This window comes from Flavobacterium movens (genome assembly GCF_039581425.1).
Lineage (GTDB): Bacteria > Bacteroidota > Bacteroidia > Flavobacteriales > Flavobacteriaceae > Flavobacterium > Flavobacterium luteolum.
On the sequence record NZ_JBCPXY010000014.1, the window covers coordinates 77475 to 97625 of the forward strand.

At 31.2% G+C, this 20151-nt stretch carries 22 protein-coding genes and 1 tRNA gene; 15 read left to right on the forward strand and 8 right to left on the reverse strand.

The features are described 5' to 3' along the window. Positions 1-8 precede the first annotated feature (8 nt). Positions 9-1373 carry a saccharopine dehydrogenase family protein gene (locus AAYQ05_RS20625; RefSeq protein ID WP_343545156.1) on the forward strand — a complete coding sequence of 455 codons (1365 nt, stop codon included), beginning with the start codon at positions 9-11 and terminating at the stop codon, positions 1371-1373. Between the two features lie 222 nt (positions 1374-1595). Here AAYQ05_RS20625 and AAYQ05_RS20630 read toward each other — a convergent pair whose 3' ends face one another. The 6 genes from AAYQ05_RS20630 to AAYQ05_RS20655 all read right to left on the reverse strand — a co-directional run bounded on the left by AAYQ05_RS20630 (position 1596) and on the right by AAYQ05_RS20655 (position 7357). After that, positions 1596-2810: a M56 family metallopeptidase gene (locus tag AAYQ05_RS20630; RefSeq protein ID WP_343545158.1), complete on the reverse strand. Its 1215-nt coding sequence runs from the start codon at positions 2808-2810 to the stop codon at positions 1596-1598. Further along, positions 2807-3181 (reverse strand): BlaI/MecI/CopY family transcriptional regulator, encoded by a 375-nt coding sequence (locus tag AAYQ05_RS20635; protein WP_343545159.1) that lies wholly within the window; start codon positions 3179-3181, stop codon positions 2807-2809. The genes AAYQ05_RS20630 and AAYQ05_RS20635 overlap by 4 nt, the downstream gene beginning before the upstream one ends. Continuing rightward, complete coding sequence (locus tag AAYQ05_RS20640; protein ID WP_343545160.1) at positions 3178-4140, reverse strand: DUF6624 domain-containing protein; 963 nt, start codon at positions 4138-4140, stop codon at positions 3178-3180. Before AAYQ05_RS20640 ends, AAYQ05_RS20635 begins: the two co-directional genes overlap by 4 nt. Before the next feature lie 115 nt (positions 4141-4255). After that, entirely contained in the window at positions 4256-5221 is a 966-nt protein-coding gene (locus AAYQ05_RS20645; RefSeq protein ID WP_343545161.1) for a DUF6624 domain-containing protein, read from the reverse strand. 19 nt (positions 5222-5240) lie between these two features. After that, a complete protein-coding gene (locus tag AAYQ05_RS20650; RefSeq protein ID WP_281634609.1) occupies positions 5241-5672 on the reverse strand; it encodes a toxin-antitoxin system YwqK family antitoxin in 432 nt (143 codons plus the stop codon). Between the two features lie 296 nt (positions 5673-5968). Next, positions 5969-7357: a dipeptidase gene (locus tag AAYQ05_RS20655; RefSeq protein WP_343545162.1), complete on the reverse strand. Its 1389-nt coding sequence runs from the start codon at positions 7355-7357 to the stop codon at positions 5969-5971. A gap of 110 nt (positions 7358-7467) precedes the next feature. Between AAYQ05_RS20655 and AAYQ05_RS20660 the strand changes: the two genes are divergently transcribed. The 5 genes from AAYQ05_RS20660 to AAYQ05_RS20680 all read left to right on the forward strand — a co-directional run bounded on the left by AAYQ05_RS20660 (position 7468) and on the right by AAYQ05_RS20680 (position 10050). Further along, positions 7468-7549, forward strand: a tRNA-Leu gene (locus tag AAYQ05_RS20660). 559 nt (positions 7550-8108) lie between these two features. Then, entirely contained in the window at positions 8109-8687 is a 579-nt protein-coding gene (locus AAYQ05_RS20665; RefSeq protein WP_343545163.1) for a hypothetical protein, read from the forward strand. A gap of 323 nt (positions 8688-9010) precedes the next feature. Then, positions 9011-9580 carry a hypothetical protein gene (locus tag AAYQ05_RS20670; RefSeq protein WP_343545164.1) on the forward strand — a complete coding sequence of 190 codons (570 nt, stop codon included), beginning with the start codon at positions 9011-9013 and terminating at the stop codon, positions 9578-9580. A gap of 3 nt (positions 9581-9583) precedes the next feature. Beyond that, positions 9584-9898, forward strand: a complete 315-nt coding sequence (locus AAYQ05_RS20675) for a hypothetical protein (RefSeq protein WP_343545165.1) — start codon at positions 9584-9586, stop codon at positions 9896-9898. Beyond that, positions 9892-10050 (forward strand): hypothetical protein, encoded by a 159-nt coding sequence (locus AAYQ05_RS20680; RefSeq protein WP_343545167.1) that lies wholly within the window; start codon positions 9892-9894, stop codon positions 10048-10050. Before AAYQ05_RS20675 ends, AAYQ05_RS20680 begins: the two co-directional genes overlap by 7 nt. A gap of 332 nt (positions 10051-10382) precedes the next feature. On the opposite strand, the gene AAYQ05_RS20685 is transcribed toward AAYQ05_RS20680, so the two are convergent. Beyond that, positions 10383-11000 (reverse strand): recombinase family protein, encoded by a 618-nt coding sequence (locus tag AAYQ05_RS20685; protein WP_343545168.1) that lies wholly within the window; start codon positions 10998-11000, stop codon positions 10383-10385. Positions 11001-11276: 276 nt separating this feature from the next. On the opposite strand from AAYQ05_RS20685, the gene AAYQ05_RS20690 reads away from it, so the two are divergent. The 7 genes from AAYQ05_RS20690 (at position 11277) to AAYQ05_RS20720 (ending at position 18160) form a co-directional block, all read left to right on the forward strand. Beyond that, the gene (locus AAYQ05_RS20690; RefSeq protein WP_343545169.1) at positions 11277-12548 is read left to right on the forward strand and encodes a hypothetical protein; all 1272 of its coding nucleotides are present in this window, start codon (positions 11277-11279) and stop codon (positions 12546-12548) included. 75 nt (positions 12549-12623) lie between these two features. Further along, the gene (locus tag AAYQ05_RS20695; RefSeq protein WP_343545170.1) at positions 12624-14039 is read left to right on the forward strand and encodes a KAP family P-loop NTPase fold protein; all 1416 of its coding nucleotides are present in this window, start codon (positions 12624-12626) and stop codon (positions 14037-14039) included. A gap of 90 nt (positions 14040-14129) precedes the next feature. After that, a complete protein-coding gene (locus AAYQ05_RS20700) occupies positions 14130-14960 on the forward strand; it encodes a hypothetical protein (RefSeq protein WP_343545171.1) in 831 nt (276 codons plus the stop codon). An 83-nt stretch (positions 14961-15043) separates the two neighbouring features. Then, positions 15044-16156, forward strand: coding sequence for a protein NO VEIN domain-containing protein (locus AAYQ05_RS20705; protein ID WP_343545172.1), 1113 nt, complete (start codon positions 15044-15046; stop codon positions 16154-16156). Positions 16157-16223: 67 nt separating this feature from the next. Further along, positions 16224-16718: a hypothetical protein gene (locus tag AAYQ05_RS20710; RefSeq protein ID WP_343545173.1), complete on the forward strand. Its 495-nt coding sequence runs from the start codon at positions 16224-16226 to the stop codon at positions 16716-16718. Continuing rightward, a complete protein-coding gene (locus tag AAYQ05_RS20715) occupies positions 16715-17254 on the forward strand; it encodes a hypothetical protein (RefSeq protein WP_343545174.1) in 540 nt (179 codons plus the stop codon). Before AAYQ05_RS20710 ends, AAYQ05_RS20715 begins: the two co-directional genes overlap by 4 nt. 84 nt (positions 17255-17338) lie before the next feature. Then, positions 17339-18160 (forward strand): pentapeptide repeat-containing protein, encoded by an 822-nt coding sequence (locus AAYQ05_RS20720; RefSeq protein ID WP_343545175.1) that lies wholly within the window; start codon positions 17339-17341, stop codon positions 18158-18160. Between the two features lie 392 nt (positions 18161-18552). Here the strand turns inward: AAYQ05_RS20720 and AAYQ05_RS20725 are convergent, their stop codons facing one another. Beyond that, the gene (locus AAYQ05_RS20725) at positions 18553-18822 is read right to left on the reverse strand and encodes a helix-turn-helix domain-containing protein (RefSeq protein ID WP_343545176.1); all 270 of its coding nucleotides are present in this window, start codon (positions 18820-18822) and stop codon (positions 18553-18555) included. A gap of 122 nt (positions 18823-18944) precedes the next feature. On the opposite strand from AAYQ05_RS20725, the gene AAYQ05_RS20730 reads away from it, so the two are divergent. After that, entirely contained in the window at positions 18945-19448 is a 504-nt protein-coding gene (locus AAYQ05_RS20730) for a hypothetical protein (protein ID WP_343545177.1), read from the forward strand. A 324-nt stretch (positions 19449-19772) separates the two neighbouring features. Then, the gene (locus tag AAYQ05_RS20735) at positions 19773-20150 is read left to right on the forward strand and encodes a helix-turn-helix domain-containing protein (protein ID WP_343545178.1); all 378 of its coding nucleotides are present in this window, start codon (positions 19773-19775) and stop codon (positions 20148-20150) included. Position 20151: the final 1 nt, after the last annotated feature.

Genomic DNA, 20151 nt, shown 5'->3' on the forward strand with positions numbered 1-20151 from the left:
TTTAAGACATGAGAAACATTTTAATATTTGGAGCAGGAAGATCTGCATCTTCTTTGATTCGATATTTACTATCAAAATCTAATGAAGAAAAGCTGCATTTAACGGTAGCTGACCTTTCATTGAATCTTGCTAAAGCAAAAACACAAAATCACCCAAATGCCACTCCGCTTGCCTTAGATATTTTTAATGCCGACGAAAGAAAGAAAGCTATTGCAAATGCGTCAATCGTAATTTCAATGCTTCCCGCACATCTGCATATCGAAATTGCAAAAGATTGTCTGGAATTTAAAAAACATCTTGTTACGGCTTCTTATATCAGCGATGCTATGCAGGCTTTAAATGAAGAAGCTATCAAAAATAATCTGATCTTCATGAACGAAATTGGCCTTGATCCAGGCATCGACCACATGAGCGCCATGAAAGTCATTGACGAAATCAGATCAAAAGGCGGTAAAATGCTTTTGTTTGAATCTTTCTGCGGCGGACTTGTAGCTCCGGAATCTGACAATAATTTATGGAACTACAAATTTACTTGGGCGCCAAGAAATGTTGTTTTGGCGGGACAAGGCGGTGCTGCAAAGTTTATTCAGGAAGGAACTTATAAATACATTCCGTATAGCGCTTTGTTTAGAAGAACCGAATTTCTTGAAGTAGAAGGCTACGGAAAATTTGAAGCTTATTCTAATCGCGATTCGCTTAAATATAGATCGGTTTATGGTTTAGATGATATTCTTACCTTATATAGAGGTACAATCAGAAGAGTGGGATATTCTCGCGCTTGGAATATGTTTGTACAGCTCGGGATGACTGATGATAGCTATGTTTTGGAGGGGTCAGAAAATATGAGTTATCGTCAGTTCATCAATTCCTTTCTTCCGTATCATCCAACAGATTCTGTCGAAATTAAAACTCGATTGATTCTAAAAATCGATCAGGACGATATTATGTGGGATAAACTTTTGGAGTTGGATTTATTTAACCCAAACAAAAAAGTAAATCTGCCAAATGCAACTCCAGCACAAATTTTAGAGAAAATATTATCTGAAAGCTGGGCTCTTGAACCAGAAGATAAAGATATGATTGTGATGTATCACAAGTTTGGCTATGAATTGAATGGCGAAAAGAAACAAATCGACTCTAAAATGGTTTGCATTGGCGAAGACCAAACTTATACTGCAATGGCAAAAACAGTCGGACTTCCGGTTGCGATTGCCACTTTGTTAATCTTAAACGGAAAAATTACAACTCCAGGCGTTCAGCTTCCAATTAAAAAAGAAGTTTACGAACCTATTTTGAAGGAATTAGAAGAATACGGGGTCATTTTTAACGAACAAAATGTACCTTATTTTGGTTACAATCCAGACTTGTTTTAGTCTAGGTTGCATGTTTATTTTTAGAATTTTTTTTTAATTAGTTTTTAATTTTATCCGCTTCTCCCATCAAGAAGCGGATTTTTTTATTTTGAGGTGCAAAGAAGCAAAGGTTCAAAGGCACAAAGCGATAAAGGTTTTGGACAAACTCCAATCTTTGTCAAAGTTTGAAACTTTGACAAAGAAAAAAACTCAGCATCTTAGCAGCTTAGAAACTCAGAACCTCTATTTCTCACTCTGAAGCGTTATAGGCAACGAATACAACACGCGAATAGCCTGACCATTTTCAGTTGCGGGAATCCATTTTGGCGAAAGTTTCAAAACTCTTATTGCTTCATCTGCAGCTCCATAACCTAAATCTTTTACGACTTTAAACTCAGACAGACTTCCATCTTTTTCGACCATAAATTCAATAAAAAGCTTTCCATCCTTTTTTTGTTTCGAAAACTCTTCCGGCATTTTAAAATTTTGTCCCACAAACATATAGAACTTTTCTATTCCGCCAGGAAATTGTGGCTGAGTAACATCTGCCTTTTCATTAACATCAATACTGTTTTTTCCATTAAAACTAGTTTGTACAGCTGCCTCTGCATTAAAAGCAAACAATAACAAACTGCAAACAACTCCAACAATAAATACTTTGCCGATTTCTTTTACTGCCGATTCTTTTTTGGTCATCATAAGCAAGCGTTTTTTAGTTATTAAATAATTGATAGTACTAGCCAAAGCAACAGTTTGTTTATTTGAAGCAAAATCTAACAGCAGATTCTGGTAATTTTTTATTTCACCAAATTGTCTATTTACGGCTTCATCGGCCAAAAATTCATGATTGAGCTTTATGGCTTTTTCAAACAAAACAAACATCGGATTAAACCAAAATACGATTTGTAAAACCTCAACAAAAAGAATATCCAATGTATGTTTTTGCTCTAAATGTGCTTTTTCATGAGCGATTAATTCTGATGGAATTTTTCCATTTGCAAAATCTTCTTTACTAATAAAAATAGCATTCCAGAAAGAGTGTGGCAAAATCGATTCTTTCATTAAAACAAGTTTCTGATTGTCTATAAATTGTACCGAATTCTTTTTCATTTTGAAGAAAAAGGAAGACACATTTACAGCAAATCGAATCAGTAAAATTGCTGCAATTAGAACATAAATTGCACCTAAAAAGAAATATACGATTTGATTGTACGAAACTTCGTTTAAGATTGATTGATTAGACACAATCATTATTTCATCTAGCTGAATTGCTTTAATTTTTGACGGAAAAAATGATGCAATCGAAAACAATTGCAGCGGAATAATTAGGCTAAAAATTAAACTTCCGAGAAGATAAGCACGATTAAAACGAAACATCCTTTCGTTTTCTAACAACAATTTATACACTGCATAAAAAACAGCAAGCAGTAAACCTGATTTTAAAAGATACGTTATCATTTTTTCTTTTTTTGAATTTCTGAATCGATTATTTTTTTAAGATCTTCCAATTCTGAAGACGATAAATTGGTTTCGGTTGTAAAAAACGAAGCAAATTGCGAAGCCGAATTATTAAAGAAATTACTAATCAGTCCTTTTACGTGTTTTGCAAAATAGTCTGTTTTCTTTACCAGCGGATAATATTCCCGAGAATTCCCAAATTCATTATACGCCACAAACTTCTTATCGATCATTCGTTTTAAAAGCGTCGCTACGGTTGTTGTTGCCGGTTTTGGTTCCGGATACGCTTCGAGCAAATCTTTCATAAAAGCCTTTTCAAGCTTCCATAAATACTCCATTAACTGTTCTTCTGCATTTGATAATTGTATCATGGTTTTATATTTTCAAGTTTTTCTGTTTCAGCCAATTCCTTTTTATATTCCTCCAAATTCCAGTCAATATTCAATTTCGTTGCATATTCGGCCATAGTTCCAAGTCCGACTTCTGCACGCCTTTTATCTACATTATCTGGATCTATCATGGGCGATATACGAATTTTATTAGTCTTTTTATTCATTGAACTCTGACTGCCATAAATTTGTTTTTTTCCTTCTCTCAAAGCCACTCTATCTTCTAAATACGCCAGATTTCCCGGATTGGCATTTCCGTTTTTAACCGCCTCTCTCATCATAGGCAGATATTTTTGCTGATATTCTAAATCGGCATGCTGAATCACCAGAAATAAAGTCTGATTTCCCTGAGAGCCTACAACATTTTTTCCTAACCAGCCTTTTTCGTCCAGTATTTTCGTCACTTTAATGAGATTAATACTGTCTTTTCTTTGCATGATTTTACCAATGCTGTCAATTTTCTTTTTATCAGGTTTGGCGGCTCTATAAACATTCATAAATTCCCCACGAATTTCCTGATCTTCGGTATAAATTTCTGCAAGTTGTTTTTCTAGCACCTTATCATAATTTGCCCCAATAATATCTAATTTCTTCTGGAGTTTGTCAATTGTTTTATTCCATTCTTTTTCCGAGTGCAAAGACTTTAAATCGTTATCAATTTTAATATGCGCCATATTCTCGTATCCGTTATCGATCGAAAGATTCAGCCATTTAAATGCTTTTTTATGCTGTCTTGCCATAGAAGCAGAACAGCCCGCGTTGTACAAATCTGACCATGATTTCTGCTCTATTTTAAAAGCTTTTCCGTAGTACGAAACAGACAACTCATAGTTTTTTGCCGTATAGCACGAATCTGCTTTATGAACCCAGTTTTTATACGTTTGAGCATTTAAAAAGCCAAAATTGATTACAAGTAAAATAAAAACAATCGATTTTTTCATAGGTTAAATTTAGCCTTTTATTAAATTAATATGTTCTCAAATTAATTTTCTTTTGTCACGAATTTATTTTCATTATCTCGTTTCTCAGCAACTCATTTATAATAACCATTCTTACTTAACCTTTTTTTTGACGAATGATTTCCTCCAGTTCAGGAAGTTCTTTTTTATAAGCCTCAACATCCCAAGTTGCATTCCAATATTTAAGATAATCTGATAAAGTTCCTAGTCCTACTGATGCTCTTCTTTTATCTACATTATCGGGATCTTCAAGCGGAGAAACAAAGGGTTTCTTCGTAATCGGATGATTCATTACCTGGCTTCCATAAATTTGTTTTCCTCCTTCACGCAAAGCAACTCTGTCTTCTAATAAAGCCAAAGAACTTGCTTTTGCATTGCCTTTTTTAACGGCATCTCTCATCATGGGCAAATACTTTTGCTGATATTTTAAATCGGCATGCTGTATCACTAAAAACAACGCCTGACTAGCCTGAGAGCCAACAACGTCTTTTCCTACCCAACCCTTTTCATCTAATATTTTGATAACTCTAATTAAATTTATACTGTCTTTATAACTCATAATTTTGCCAATACTGTCCAAAGCTTTGCTTCCACGACCATCTGTTTTAATAATTTTCATGGCTACACCACGAATATCCTGATCTTCTGCATAAATATCCAAAAGTTCTTTCTGTAACGGTTTATCATAGTTAACTTCAACAATATCTCTTTTCTTTTGAAATCTAGCGATCATTTTTTTCCAGTCCTTATCTTCATGCAAAGATTTTAAATCGTTATCTTTTTTCATACGAGCAATATCTTCAAATCCATTATCAATTGCCAAATTCAGCCAATTCAATGCTTTTTTATTTTCCTGAGCCAAAGCTGCAGAACATCCTGCATTGTAAAAATCACCAGAATCTTTGTTTTCTACTTTAAAGGCTTTTTCGTAAAAATCAACAGACAATTTATAGTTTTGTGCTCGGTAGCAAGAATCTGCTTTACTAGTCCATTCTTTATACGTTTGGGCTTGCATCAAAATGCAGTTTAGTACAATAAAAGAAAACGTGATTAATTTTTTCATGGTTTAGAGGTTAGTTGGTTTATTTAATATTTTGTTCTGAAATCAATTCTCCTTTATCGTAATTTTTGATTCCTTTTAATTTTCCTTTGTCCGAATAAAACTTCCATTCTCCAAAATAAAACCAATGCGACTGAACCGAATCAGTCTCAAATTTAGTTTTTCCTTTGGATTCCAATTTTCCGTTTTCGTAATAACTTTTCACGACACAGATTCCGTTTTTATATTTCTCTGTTTTATAGATTTTCCCATTAATGTATGATTTCCACTTTTTTACCGGAAGATCATTTTTATAATATTCATACGATTTATAATTTGTACCATCCTGCGTATAATTATCTATCCAAACGCCTTCTTTTTTCTTGTCAATTTTCTGATTAATCGGCTGGCTTTTACAGCTCAAAAGCATTGAACCCAAAAGAAATACTAAAAAGATATTTTTCAAATTTATCATTGCTCTACAACTATAGATTCGTTTCTACAAATGTAGAGTTAAATTTTAAATATGCAAGAAAAAAGTTTCTTTTTTAGAAGCAAAGGTTCAGAGGTGCAAAGTGGCAAAGGTTTTTCTTTTGAATCTTAAAACATGGGAAACAAAAAAATCCGCTCATTTCTGAACGGATTTGTATCTGAATTAAACTTTGACAAAGCATCAAAAAATCTTTGCGACTTTAGCTCCCGATAGCTATCGGGATTGCGAGCAAAAACACAACAAAACTTAGTGTCTTAGCGCCTTCGCGGCAAAACACCTTATTTACTTAATTCCACAAAATACTTGTAAAACAACGGAATAGTCTCAATACCTTTCAAGTAATTAAAGATTCCGAAGTGCTCATTTGGCGAGTGAATAGCATCGCTATCCAAACCAAATCCCATTAAGATCGTTTTGCTTTTTAATTCTTTTTCAAACAAAGCCACAATCGGAATACTTCCACCAGAACGAACTGGAATTGCAGGAACTCCAAACGTTTCTGTATATGCTTTATTTGCTGCCTGATATCCGATGCTGTCAATTGGCGTTACATAACCTTGACCACCGTGGTGAGGCGTTACTTTTACCGTAACTCCGGCTGGAGCAAGACTTATAAAATGTTTCGTGAAAAGTTCTGTAATTTCTTCCCATTCCTGATTTGGAACCAAACGCATTGAGATTTTAGCGAAAGCTTTGCTTGCAATAACCGTTTTAGCACCTTCGCCAGTATAACCGCCCCAGATTCCGTTTACGTCTAAAGTCGGACGGATTGAGTTACGCTCGTTGGTTACGTATCCTTTTTCACCGTAAACATCTTCGATATTTAAAGCATTTTTATATTTTTCTAAGCTGAAAGGCGCTTTTGCCATTTCTGCTCTTTCTTCTGCAGATAATTCTTCTACTTTATCGTAGAAACCTGGAATTGTAATATGATTGTTTTCGTCGTGAAGCGAAGCAATCATTTTTGCCAAAATATTAATTGGGTTCGCGACAGCTCCACCGTATAAACCTGAATGCAAATCGCGGTTTGGACCTGTAACTTCTACCTCAACATAACTCAAACCTCTTAAACCTGTCGTGATAGACGGCTGTTGGTTAGAGATCATTCCTGTATCTGAAATCAAGATTACGTCGTTTTTCAGTTTTTCCTGATTGCGCTCTACGAACCAAGCCAAACTTGCAGAACCTACTTCTTCTTCACCTTCGATCATGAATTTTACGTTACAAGGCAGCGTATTGCTTTGTACCATTAACTCAAGCGCTTTTACATGCATATACATCTGACCTTTGTCGTCACACGCTCCACGCGCGAAGATGGCGCCTTCTGGGTGAATATCTGTAGTTTTAATAACCGGTTCAAAAGGTGGTGAAGTCCATAATTCTAATGGATCTGGCGGTTGTACGTCGTAGTGGCCGTAAACTAAAACCGTTGGAAGATTTGGATCTATAATTTTTTCTCCGTAGATAATTGGGTAACCTGGAGTGTCGCAAGTTTCGACATAATCGCACCCTGCTTTTGATAAACTTTCTTTTACAGCCTCTGCTGTGTCAATAACATCTTGAGAATATGCAGTGTCGGCAGAAACCGACGGAATCTTTAATAATTCGATCAATTCGTTGATAAACCGATCTTTATGTTGTTGAACGTAGGACTTAATATTTTCCATTTAAATTATTTTTATAGAAAACCAAAAGTACGAAAAAGAGAATTAAAAAAAATTTTCAAAAAATGCTTTGATAATTCAAAAGTATGCCTATCTTTGCACCCACAATTACCGCGGATATGGCGAAATTGGTAGACGTGCCAGACTTAGGATCTGGTGCCGCAAGGCGTGTAGGTTCGAGTCCTATTATCCGCACTTTAAAAACCCTTTAAACGTTAATTTATAACGATTAAAGGGTTTTTTATTTCTCATTACCCCCGTATTTCCCCCAAAACATTTTTATAACTTATAAAAATCAACAATTAAATTGTGTAAGACCAATAATTTCAGGTCAAATACAAAAAAAATCGCCTCCACCTACTTGACACCATCAAAAAAAAATCGTAGTTTTGTATTAACCTCAAAAGGTCATACTATTACAGGTGTCGATAGTACAAAATGACCTCTTAGTGACCCGCTTCGGCAAATAACGGAACACCTACTCAATACTCTAATTAAAGAGGACAAAAAGAAGTCCTTACTTCAACAAATCAAAATTAAATTTTCAGAAAGCATCAACCAGTATCTATTGGCTGTATTTTCTTGGTCCTAGCTTTTTAGGATTAACAAGTGATAAATTAGTTGCTTATCACTTAGTAAATATTTCGTCTTTCAAAATATCTGAATTTCGAGGCATTTATTATAAATAAGAAATCTATTGAGAGAACCATTTGTCATGTTCTTAATAGGTTGAAAAATAAAACAAGTAAAAAAAATGACAAAAAATAAAAAAAACAATGAAATAAATTTTAAAACGAAACCTAAAAAATGTGTTGTAATACCGATAGGTTATGAAGAAGGTGAATACGACAACTTGTATTTAACGGTAAAACAAATAAGTGAACTAACAAGTCAATCAAAAAGTAATATCAGAAGAATAATTCTTGATATACTTGAGGAAGAGGGTCCAGGCTGTATTCATAAGGATAGAAATCTCAAATGGAGAGTTCATCAGTTAGCGTTGGATAGGTTTGCACCTACTAGAAAAAAATGGGCAAAACGTTATGCTTTGACTATCCACCTATATTATTGTTATTCAGAAAGCGATATTCACAGAATAATGAAGTTTATTTTGGACAATACAGAAGATGATAAATTGGAAATCAACTATTCATTATATGGAGAAGGAAAACGATTTGATGTGAATTGTTTTGTAAAGTCTAATAGCAAAAAAAAACTTTATGATTCTATTCATGAAGGTTTTTCAAAAGCCATATGCATTAGAGACAACATTTTCGACTTTAAAGATTGGAGCAGTTACATAACATTGGACAGGGACACACCTATAGAATAAAAACACCTTTAAAACAAATTAGTAAGCTACTTGATCTCTCAAGTGGCTTATTAATTTCAGACACTATTCTATTAGGCTTCACAACCACTCTACATTGCTCCTTAAGTTTTATTGGTGCAATTTCAACTTTTAAATCTTTTATCATTTACTTATTGTACTTAAAATTTATCTTGGGTGAAGCGACTGAAATCATCTGTAATTAAGAAAATTTTGATGATTTCAAAAATATTTTTGGCTTTTACTGATTAGGTGCATATTTATTAGAATAAGGACAAATTGAATCAAACTTCTCTTGTCCTAGTTGTGTCAAATAGATAAGCAAAATGAAAGAAGAAAGTAAAAGAATTATTAATGATATAAATAATGGTAGAGCTAGAATATACTACCAACTAAATCAATTAGAAGAAATAACAGGATTATCACCAAGGACCTTAAAATATCGTATGAAATTGGTGAAAGAAAAGTACTTAAATGTTCCTAGTTTATTAAACCGTAATGGAAAGGCTTGGCAAATTCATTATACGTTGATAGATGAGTTTCTTCCAAAGTACAAAAAGAGTCAAACAACTTTAACAAACCATAAATGGGAGACATTGGTCACTTGGAATACAAAAGATAGTTACGACATTAATTATCACATACAGTTGATTAAAGAGGTTAAACAGGAATTACCATCTGTAAATATAGGTTACGTAATTGAAGCAGATGGACGTGGAGTAAATCATCTTCATGCAGTAACTGATGGATATAAGGACCGTGTTGAGATTGCCGTTTCTGAAGTGCTGAAAAAATATATTGAATTTGGTCAATATCGTACTCAAATTGAGAAAATAAATAATAATGGTAGCATCATCAGTTACCTTAAAAAAAGTGGTGAAATAACAATCATATAAAAAATGGAAAAAACAAAAAACAAAAAACTTGATAATAAAAAATTAAATAGAGAACTCAGGTTCATTCCTAGAAGGTTACAGCCTTATAATTACGAGAGATACAAGAAAGTAAATCCAAATCTTACAGAATCAGTATACAAACAATTAAGAAGAAATGGTTCGGAATGGAAAATACTATGCGGACTAGAAGTTTCTACGCATTGGGGACAAGTAGTTTTAGAGGAAAGATGGGAACTTAAATGCGGTGAATTATATAAGGAAAATGATTTTTATAAATTCAGATATGTTCCAGAAAAATACTTAGAATTAGAATGGTAACTAGTATCGACGATAGAATAAGAGTTAAACAATTGGAAATTTCTGTCGAAAATGACCCGAATCGCAAACAAGATTTACATGTTCAGTTACAGAAATTACAATTGGAAAAAGAAATTGAAGGAATACGTAAAAGGATTGAGCAATTGGGGTAGTCATACCCCTCCTGCCCTGCCTTGTCTGAAAAACAATTTGACTAGTTACCTGCTAGCTCCTGAGACTTTGTTTTCTGAAATATTAGGGTATTCGAATAGCTAGTCGAAATTTTTTTGGGATTTTTTTCGAGATATAATACCCCCCTTATGGTTCTTAAACATACCTATACATACCTGCATCCACTCTTCGAGTAGTTTCTATAAATGTGACCTCATAGCTTAAAATAAAGCATTATAATCATGTGGTCCATTCATTGTTTTAGAAAAATAAAAATAAACTTTTTAATAAATTAACAAACCCCTCTGTTGATCTCTCAGAGGGGTTTATTAATTTATATTGCTAATTTTTTTATTTTTTGTATTGTACCACTACTTTTTCCTGTTAGCTTCATTATGTTGCGAACTGATTGACCTTGCTTTATAAATTTTACAATATCGGCATGCTCTGACATAAGTTGCCTTGGTTCTTTCTCAGAACCAACTTTACGCCCAAGCTTTCCACCATCACGAATAAATTTGTCACGCCCCGAATTTAATCGCTCCTTAATCATAGACAATTCTAACGAGGCAAAAGTTGAAGCAATCGAAAGCATCGTTTGAACCATCCCATTAATTTCTCCTGAAGGTAGCAAGGTATGAAGCTTGAAGTTATCGATAATGATATTGATCTTGTTTTCATTGCATTTTTCCAAAAACAAAGCAAAAGACGATATCTTGCGGGAAATTCTCGAAATCTCCAAAGAAATTATATGGGTTACCTTATTATTGATAGCGTACTCTAAAATCTCGGCATTAACCTCATCATTTTTAGTTCCTGACTTGTAATAAGTGAACTCTTTTACAATGTCATACTGATTTCCATAATTAGAAATTAGCTCCTGAGATTGACGTGTAACATCTTGACGATTCTCATTAGTCGAACAGCGGGATATGATAATTGCTTTTTCCATATTTCAAAAGTCCAGGTATTTTCTGACACATCAAAATAAATCAAAGGTTTTTTTTGATACATTTAGTCGTATCATTATCTATTGAATATAGATTTATTTTGATACAGTTGATAATTTGATACAATAGATTATTTTAGGTAAGGTTATTTTACGTTAGATTTGGTATAACTAAAATCGTACAAATTGACCACTAAGAATTATTTTTACATTTGAATTGATTAACGAAATTAGTTTTGAATAAACCAGTTGCAATATAGCTTAATCCAGACATTAAATATGAACTATAATTTTTCGATAGAATCTTCAATAGAAAAAATTCAAAATAACAATACAAAAGAATATTTTAAAGAAGTATATCAAACTTTTGTAAATGGAAATTTTCGCTCATGCACCGTCATGCTATATTCTGTTCTTATTTGTGATTTAGTATACAAATTAAGAGACTTAAGAGATATTTACGGCGACTCAACAGCAAAAAAAATTTTAGATGAAATTGAAGATTTACAACGAAAAAATCCTAGATCCCCAGATTGGGAATCCAAATTAGTTGAATTTATAAACACACGAACTAGTTTGTTAGAAGTATCTGATATTGTTGCAATCGAATCTCTTCAAAAATTCAGACATTTATCCGCTCATCCTGTTTTAAATAATTCTGACCTTCTATATTCACCAAATAAAGATTTGATACAAGGACTAATTAGAAATATTTTGGACGGCATTTTAACTAACCCTCCGTTTTTTTCAAATAAAATTTTTGACACTTTTTTAAGCGACCTTGTTGATGTTAAAGATAAAATAATAGAAGATGAAAATCTTGAAAACTATCTAAATTCAAGATATCTCAAACGTTTAAAAGATACCGATTTTAAAAAATTATTCCGCAGTCTTTGGAAAATCGTATTTAATTCGGAAGATCCAAAATCTAAAGAAAACAGAGCAATAACTTACAAAGCTTTAAGATTATTATTAAAGAATAAAAAAGAGATTTGCTTAGAATTGATTCGACACGAACAAGATTTTTTTAGCAAAGTATCAAATAAATCGTCTTTAACAAATCTTGTTGGTTTACTTTCTCGTTTTCCTGAAATCTATAAACTATTAGATAAACCTCTACAGCTTCTAATTGACGCGCAGATTGCTTCAGATGACAATTTAGTTTTTATATCTTGGTTTCATAAATCATCTTTTGAAGAACACCTTAAAACATTAGATTACAAAGAAATATCAGGACTTCAGACAGATTATATTGTTTTCTTAAAAAACATGTCAATCGACAATAATTGTCTAAATCTTTTTATAGAATATTGCTTGAATTATTTCGGAGAAAGCAACAGTTTCGATGCCGCACAAAATAGGTACGATAAAGCAATAGTTAATATTATCGATGAGCTAGACACGGAGCAAACAATAAAATTGATAACTCTATCTGATGAAAACAACCAAATTTATCATAGAATTGGAATGAAACAAAAAATCAAAAATATAGCTGAAGAAAAAAATATTGACGAAAACGAAATGAAGAAGTATAAACGAATTTTAAAGTAAATCCATCATATACTTACCACATAACAAAAGTTAGGAAGAAGCAAAAAAATATGCCAAATTTAAAAAATCAAATGAATGAGTATTAAACATTACGATATTAAAATTGAATCAGGGGACCCATTCGCTAATTGTAAATTAGACAGAAAAAAATATGCAAACATACTATTAGATTTAGTTAATTCTTATTCAAGTGGTTTTGTCTTGGCTATAAACAATCAATGGGGAACAGGAAAAACCACGTTTATAAAAATGTGGGAGCAGGATTTAAAAGACAAAGAATTTCAAACTGTATACTTTAACGCTTGGGAAAATGACTTCGAAAACAACCCTTTAACAGCTTTAATGGGCGAGTTAAAGAACATCACTACTAAATCTACTGAACCTAAATTTAAAGTCGCCTTAAAAAATGCTTCTATCCTATCAAAGCACATTGCCCCAATAATAGTTCAATCTATCGCAGATAAATATATCAATACTAAAGAAATTAAAGATGCGGTAGTGAATGTTACAAAAGGTCTGAACGATATTTTCGAAAATGATGTTAACGAGTACGCTAAAAAGAAAAAGGGAATTCTAGATTTTCGCAAAAGTCTTTCCGAATTTATCGCTAATACAAATAAAGGCAAACCACTTATTTTTTTAATTGATGAACTTGACCGATGTAGACCTGATTATGCAGTATCAATTTTAGAACAAATAAAACATTTTTTTTCAGTTCCAAATATCGTATTCGTATTATCAATAGATAAAATTCAACTTGGGAATTCCGTTAAAGGAGTTTATGGTAGTGACAAGATTGATGCTGATGAATATTTAAGACGATTCATTGATATTGAATATTCTATACCTGAGCCTGAAAATGAAATATTCCATAAGTATTTATACGATTATTTTGAATTTGATCAATTTTTTATTTCTGAAAATCGTAAAAAGTATAGAGAACTCGATTCAGATAAAAATAATTTCCTAGGAATCTGTTCAATACTATTTTCAAATGGTCCAATTGCATTGCGTAAACAAGAAAAAATATTTTCACATTCAAGATTAGCCTTACGTTCTTTTGACAGTAACAGTTATGTAATACCTCAACTTTTCTTCTTTTTGGTTTTTATTAAAACAATTCATGAAGATTTTTACAACAAAATAAATAGTAAATCATTAACAATTGAGGAGTTACAAAATTATTTTTTGAAAATTATAAATAAAAAAGTTAACGAAAATAACGAAAGAAGAATTATTCAACTTGAAGCTTATCTAGTAAATGCATACAATAACTATATAAATTATCCATACACAAGAGATAAGATCTATAAATACGATGAGGACACTCGTGAAAATAAACTTGTAATTAAATCGGTCATAGATAAAACAGAGAAAGGGAGTAATTTTTTAAACATGTTTGAGAATATGAATCGTTATGAAAGTGTAGAGGGAGTATCTATTGAACACCTCTTAAAAAGAATAAATTTAACAGAAGCATTTAAACAATAATTATCTTTTGTTATAAAATTCTAATTTCTGGCTCTAAAATCTTTACAGTATTTTTATAAAACAAAAAAATCAAAAATAAAATTTTAACACATGAAGTTTAAAAAAGGAAATTGGAGAATTGATTCACGAACTATAATTCGATTAGAATGGGCAAAATATTATCCAAAATTAATTGTCCATGAAAAATTTGAAAAATATGTAAAATGGTTTTTACGAATATTAACAGCAGTTGGTATTCTTATTTCCTTTTTGACTTTCTCATATATAACAGGAATTGTTATTACAATCAGCCTATTTATTATTGAGCAATTCTTTGAAAGAACAATTTTTGAATATTCAGTCATGATTATTCAACCTTTTCCAAATTTTGAAATAGAATATGACCAATGGTTGACAAACGGTTATTTTTTATTGAATCCTGAAATAAAAGACCATAAAGGCTACTTGAATTATTTTGGTCCAGCTTACAAAGATAAAGATTACGCAATCAAATTTTTTGAATATATACGCTCATGGAATCAAGATGAAGATATAGATGATAACAACAACATCTGTATTTCCTTCGTATTAGAAGATGATGAAACTTACTCAACTTATCTATATGCAAACACAGAACGTAAATGGTTAAAACCAATGTTTAACGAATATGAAAAACAAATGCAAGTTGAGAAATACGGAAAGAAACAACAATCGATAACACTTCAAATGGTCTATTGGAAAAATTTAAAAGTACAATTAGGAATGTTTTTCTATAAATTTCTAGAGCAACAACCAAAAAATGGTGAGTTTTATTTTGCTCCATTTTATATAGATGGAGGAGCTCCAATAGTTATAGATGAGTTAAAAGTTTTGAAAACTCAATATAAACTAAAATCTAGGAGTCAGTTAACACCAAATGAAATTGAATACCATCATAGATAGAATACTCTCTCTAATTTACCAAATAAACGAATGTTATAAATAATTTAGACAACTATTAAAATTCAACATCCCTGACATAACCAATGAAAAAAATAACCGCAAATGACTTAAAACTCATTAATGATTTATATTCTAGATCTTATACAAGAAATACCATATTGTCGAATGCAAATGAATCAGAAAGGGTACAACTTTTACTTATTCGTCGAAAATTAAAAAGTATCGCTGAATATTTTTCCGCAAAATACGTGTCTAATTATGGTCCATTTGAAACCGAAATGTCATCTGGAAATCCAGTGGGGCAAAGCACAAATTTAAATAACGTATGGGCAGGCTTTTTCAAAGGAAATAGTAATAAACAATATTCCGCACAAATAAGTTTTGTAGTAAATCGATTTGAAAAATGTTTAGATGTTGGTTTTTATTTTGGTCGAGCATCATCTCGAAGTATTACTAATGAAGAAAAGCGAATTTTAGAAAGCCAATTTAAAGAAATAGGCGCAAATCTTTCTGCTTCAATAGAAAAAAACGTCTATATAAAAGAACGCTTCAATTCTTTATTTGAATATGGATTTAAAGCTTATCTAAATGGCAATCCTTCAACTCCAAATCAATGGAAAGAAGGAATCGCAATAAATCCGCAATCGTCTCATATAATTGCAAAAATTTATCCTGATGAGTTTGGCGAGATTGAAAATGCTAAACTTGATTTATTAGTTGCTCAGGTTGTATTTTTGATGGGGTCGATTGATAAAGTAACTGAAGCGGATAAAGTAATCCCTCCTTTAACTTCTGAACAATATATAAAACGAGCAGAACGGTTAGCTGAAATTGGATTAAAGGGCGAACTTTTTATTATGGAACAAGAAACAGAGAAATTAGAAAGACTTGGTTTTCTAAATAATGGGTATCCACGCCATGTTGCATTAGAGTCTAATAGATTTGGCTACGACATATTATCAAAAAATGAACTCGGAGAAGATATGTATATCGAAGTAAAATCAACAACCAGAACCATTGATGATATATATTCTAGAAAATTCTATCTGTCAAACCACGAGCATAATACATATGTAAACAATAATAAAAATTATAAACTAGCACGTGTTTATAATATAGAAAATCTAGCTTCCGTAGAATACCTTAATTTAGAAGAAGTTATAAAAAAAACAGATGGATACATTATTGAATACTAACAAAGATATACCAACACTCTTTAAATCCAATAACACAAGTAATTAAACTCTATTAAAAACAATTTAGATGAGCCATTATACTAAGAAACACGAATTACTTGGCATTCTGTATGATGATGTACCAGAAGAAGGAGGAGTCAGAATCAATAGAATGAGCCCAACAGAAATAGCTCAAAAAATGAAAATAACTGTACTTACAGCCTCTGTTCTTATTAAATTTTTAAAGTCAAAAGGCGAAGTACGTCCAGCACAACTTGGTATTGACATTTACGACGTAAGAGCTAATACTCCATATGAAATTACTCCTGAAGGCATGGTGTCTCATCAATTCGGCAATTATAGAAAAGAGTGGCTAAATTTAATAAAAGACAATGCAAAAGATTTAATTGCAATTGTAACTCCATTACTATCGTTAGTCGTTGCTTTAGTTGCGATTATATATTCTAAAGACAAAGATTTAGAAAACAAGATTGACAATATCGATAAAAAAATTCAAAAAATAGAAGCAAGAATCACTCCTCTCAACCAAGCAAAAGCACCATCAAAGACAACAAAATTATGATCGAATTTAACAATAACGAATACATCGAAATTAATAATCCTGGCAAGAATAATTATATACCAATCAGAATTTTGAACAAAAATGAAGATGGTTACAATGCAATATTACTGCCAACTTCCAAAGAAATTAAAATCTATAACTATCAGTTAATAAATTATGGTTACAAAAAAATTTGGGTTTCTGAAAAACTACTCAATAAATTAGGTTTTAAAAAGGTGGGATTTATTTATACACTTGGAAATACTATTATATGGGAATGTATAATTGGAGAAATGAAAAACATAATTGACCCTTATTATTTATATGAATATAAATCCAAATTTCTCGGTTATGTCATATTGAAAGACAATGAAGTAGAGGATTTTAAAAAGGATTACAAGGAAATAGATTTTAATTCAACCAACCACAAGATTATGGAAAGATACTTTTTCACTAGTTCCATTTCTGACATTTTTAATCGTTTACTAGATGATGGACTTGAAAAGTATAATTACGAAGAGTTTGACAAAATTATATTAGATAACAATCAAATATAGATTAAGTATATCTAAAATTAGTTACGAATTAAATACAAGATTTAAAAAGAAAAAAAGCTAAGTATTAAAAAATGACGAATTCCCATGAATTATGTAAAAACAATTATTATCATATTTATAATCGGATTTTCATTATACATTGGCTACAATGGTATTTTTCCATATAATTCCCCTGAATGGATGGGTTTTGCTCCATATGATGCAAGCAAAAATGGACCAGAACCGAAAAAGCTATGGGATTGGCTAGATCTTTTAATTGTCCCTATATCAATTGCGACAATAGGATGGATTTACAAGGAATATGAAAAATCTAAAGATGAAAAAAAAGATTTTGAAAATAAACAAAATGAGACATTAGATTCTTATTTCAGAGTCATTTCTGATTTAATAATAAAATCAAATTTACTAGATATTAATTTAAATAAAGAAAGTAAAATTATTGCTAGAACTCGTACAATTGTTGCAGTAGAGACCTTAAGCGATGAAAGAAAAGGGCAAGTTCTTCAATTTTTACATGAATCTAAACTAATAAACGAGGATATTATAGAATTATTAGGAGCTAATTTTAAAACTGCGGAGGTTTCTGGTATAGTATTAAAAGATACGACAATCAAAGGTGTCTATTTTTGTAATTCCAAATTTATACGCACATATCTAGACCGTTCCGTCTTTTCAGCCTGTGATTTTACTAATACCGATTTCACCGACTCGACTATGCAAAATACTGATTTATCTTATACCAAGCTAATCAATTGCAAATTAGTTAATATTGACCTGACCACAGTTGAATTTGAAGGTGCTGATTTAACAGGTGCTGACCTAACAGATTCAATAATATACCAAAGCCAATTAGATAAAATATTTAAAAAAAATAATATCAAATTAAATAAAACTAAAGTATTATGAGTGAAAGTTGTTCAAGATGTAATGGAAATGGTCAAATAGCTTGTCCTGGCTGTGGAGGGAGAGGTACCAAAAGCCAAAATAAAGGTCTAAATGAAACTAGAGTTGTTAATTGTTCTGGTTGTAATGGAAGTGGTCGAATAACATGTGGGGGATGTGGAGGAAGTGGTAAAAGATAGTTCTATTTGGACCTCAATAATTTTACTATTCCTCATTTTTAAAATTTAATCAAATCTCATGATTTTACAAAAAAGAGATAATATGAACTGTAAAAATAGTTGTTCAAAAATACTTGTTCAAAAATCACTTTTTCTTAGAAAATAAATTGTTATTTGTGATTGATCTGTGAAAACAAATTTATCACAAATAATAATTTATCTAATTATTACAAAGTTTCAATACTCATTGAAACCTGTAAAAAATTCTTCAAGAGTCACATTCATTGCTTTCAGTATTTTAATTAAAGTATTTAATTGAATGTTTGCTCCAGCTTCGTACTTTCCATATTGCGGTCTGCTTATATTGTTTTCATAAGCAAAATATTCAGAGTTTGTGTAACCTGCTTTTTTTCTGAAATACTTTAATCTTTCCCCTACTCTTTTTAAGTAAATTGATTCTTCAACTTTTGCTTCTTTCCCAATATTCTCATTATTTTTCGAAGTCATTTTTTCACTCTTTTTATGAAGCAAATCAATTAAATGTCTTTAAATAATGTAACTCTTTATTTATTACCTCTTTATTTGGAGTATTTTTTATATGTTTGTACTGACAATTTAAAACTTAAAAAATGAAAAAAATCTTTACCCCTACTACATTCTTTATCTTTTCTCTTTTATTTCTTGTTTTTGCTTTTGGACTAAAAAGTTATAAAAAAGGGAACAATATTGATTCTAAAGAAAACGTTGAAAATTTTATTAAAGGGAAATGGCATGATGAAACCACTGAGTCTGGTGGCGTTGTAACATATTATAGATTTGAAATAACTGAAACAGAAATAAAATGTTGGAAGTCGCATCTCATTATGTCGAACAACGGGGTTTCATCTGACAATGTAACTAGTGATTGGACTGAACAACCTCCAGTTTCTTTATCAATAGGAAGTGTTGAAATAGAATCTGTTAATTATAGCAATGGTAAAACTGATTACAAGTACAGATTATTAGGGAATTGTACTTATGGAACATATAAAATTTGGCGTACTTCAAATGGAGATTTATTTATACGTTTTAAAGACAATAATTCAATCAATAGTGATACTGAATGTTCATTAAAAAAAGGTTGGGAATATTAATAAAAAAACAATCTAAAAGTTAAATAGTTGATACATCAGAAACTTATTTAAAAGCCACATTTTTTGTGGCTATTTTTATTATTGGCATTCATTTTTAGACAGCTAAACCTTAATTATTGATCTAATCGAAGCTGAATTAATAAATCAATTATTATCCATAAAATTTAATCTGAGATACCCTGTCTTTTCTAGACTAGTTGATTCTATCAAATAAAAATAGTAACTTTGTAATAACAGCATTCTAAATGCTATTTCCATAGTCAATTTGGGTTAACTCTTTATTTTGGCTACTAGCTGACGAAAACTTTTTAAATACCAAATAGAATGTTTTCTCAATACCTCAAAATGAGGAAAAATAACTCTCGCTACCTTTATAAAGAACTGAGATGTGGTAGCTATGTTTACATGTTAACTAGTAGTATTATTAACCAAGATGCGCTACAAGCGCAAATCAACAATGAAGTCGAACGACTTACGGCAATAAGATTCGAAGGATTTAAAAATGAATTGTTGGAATCATTGTCAAAAAATTATTATTTCGATGATTGCTTACTCTCCAGAGAAGAAGTCGCTCAAAAACTAAATGTTTCTATTGGTACGGTCGACAATTTAAAAAAGAGAGGCAAGATAGCAAGTTCTAATATTGGAATGGGAGTGAAATATAAAAAATCTGAAATTCTAAGATACATAAACACATTGTAAA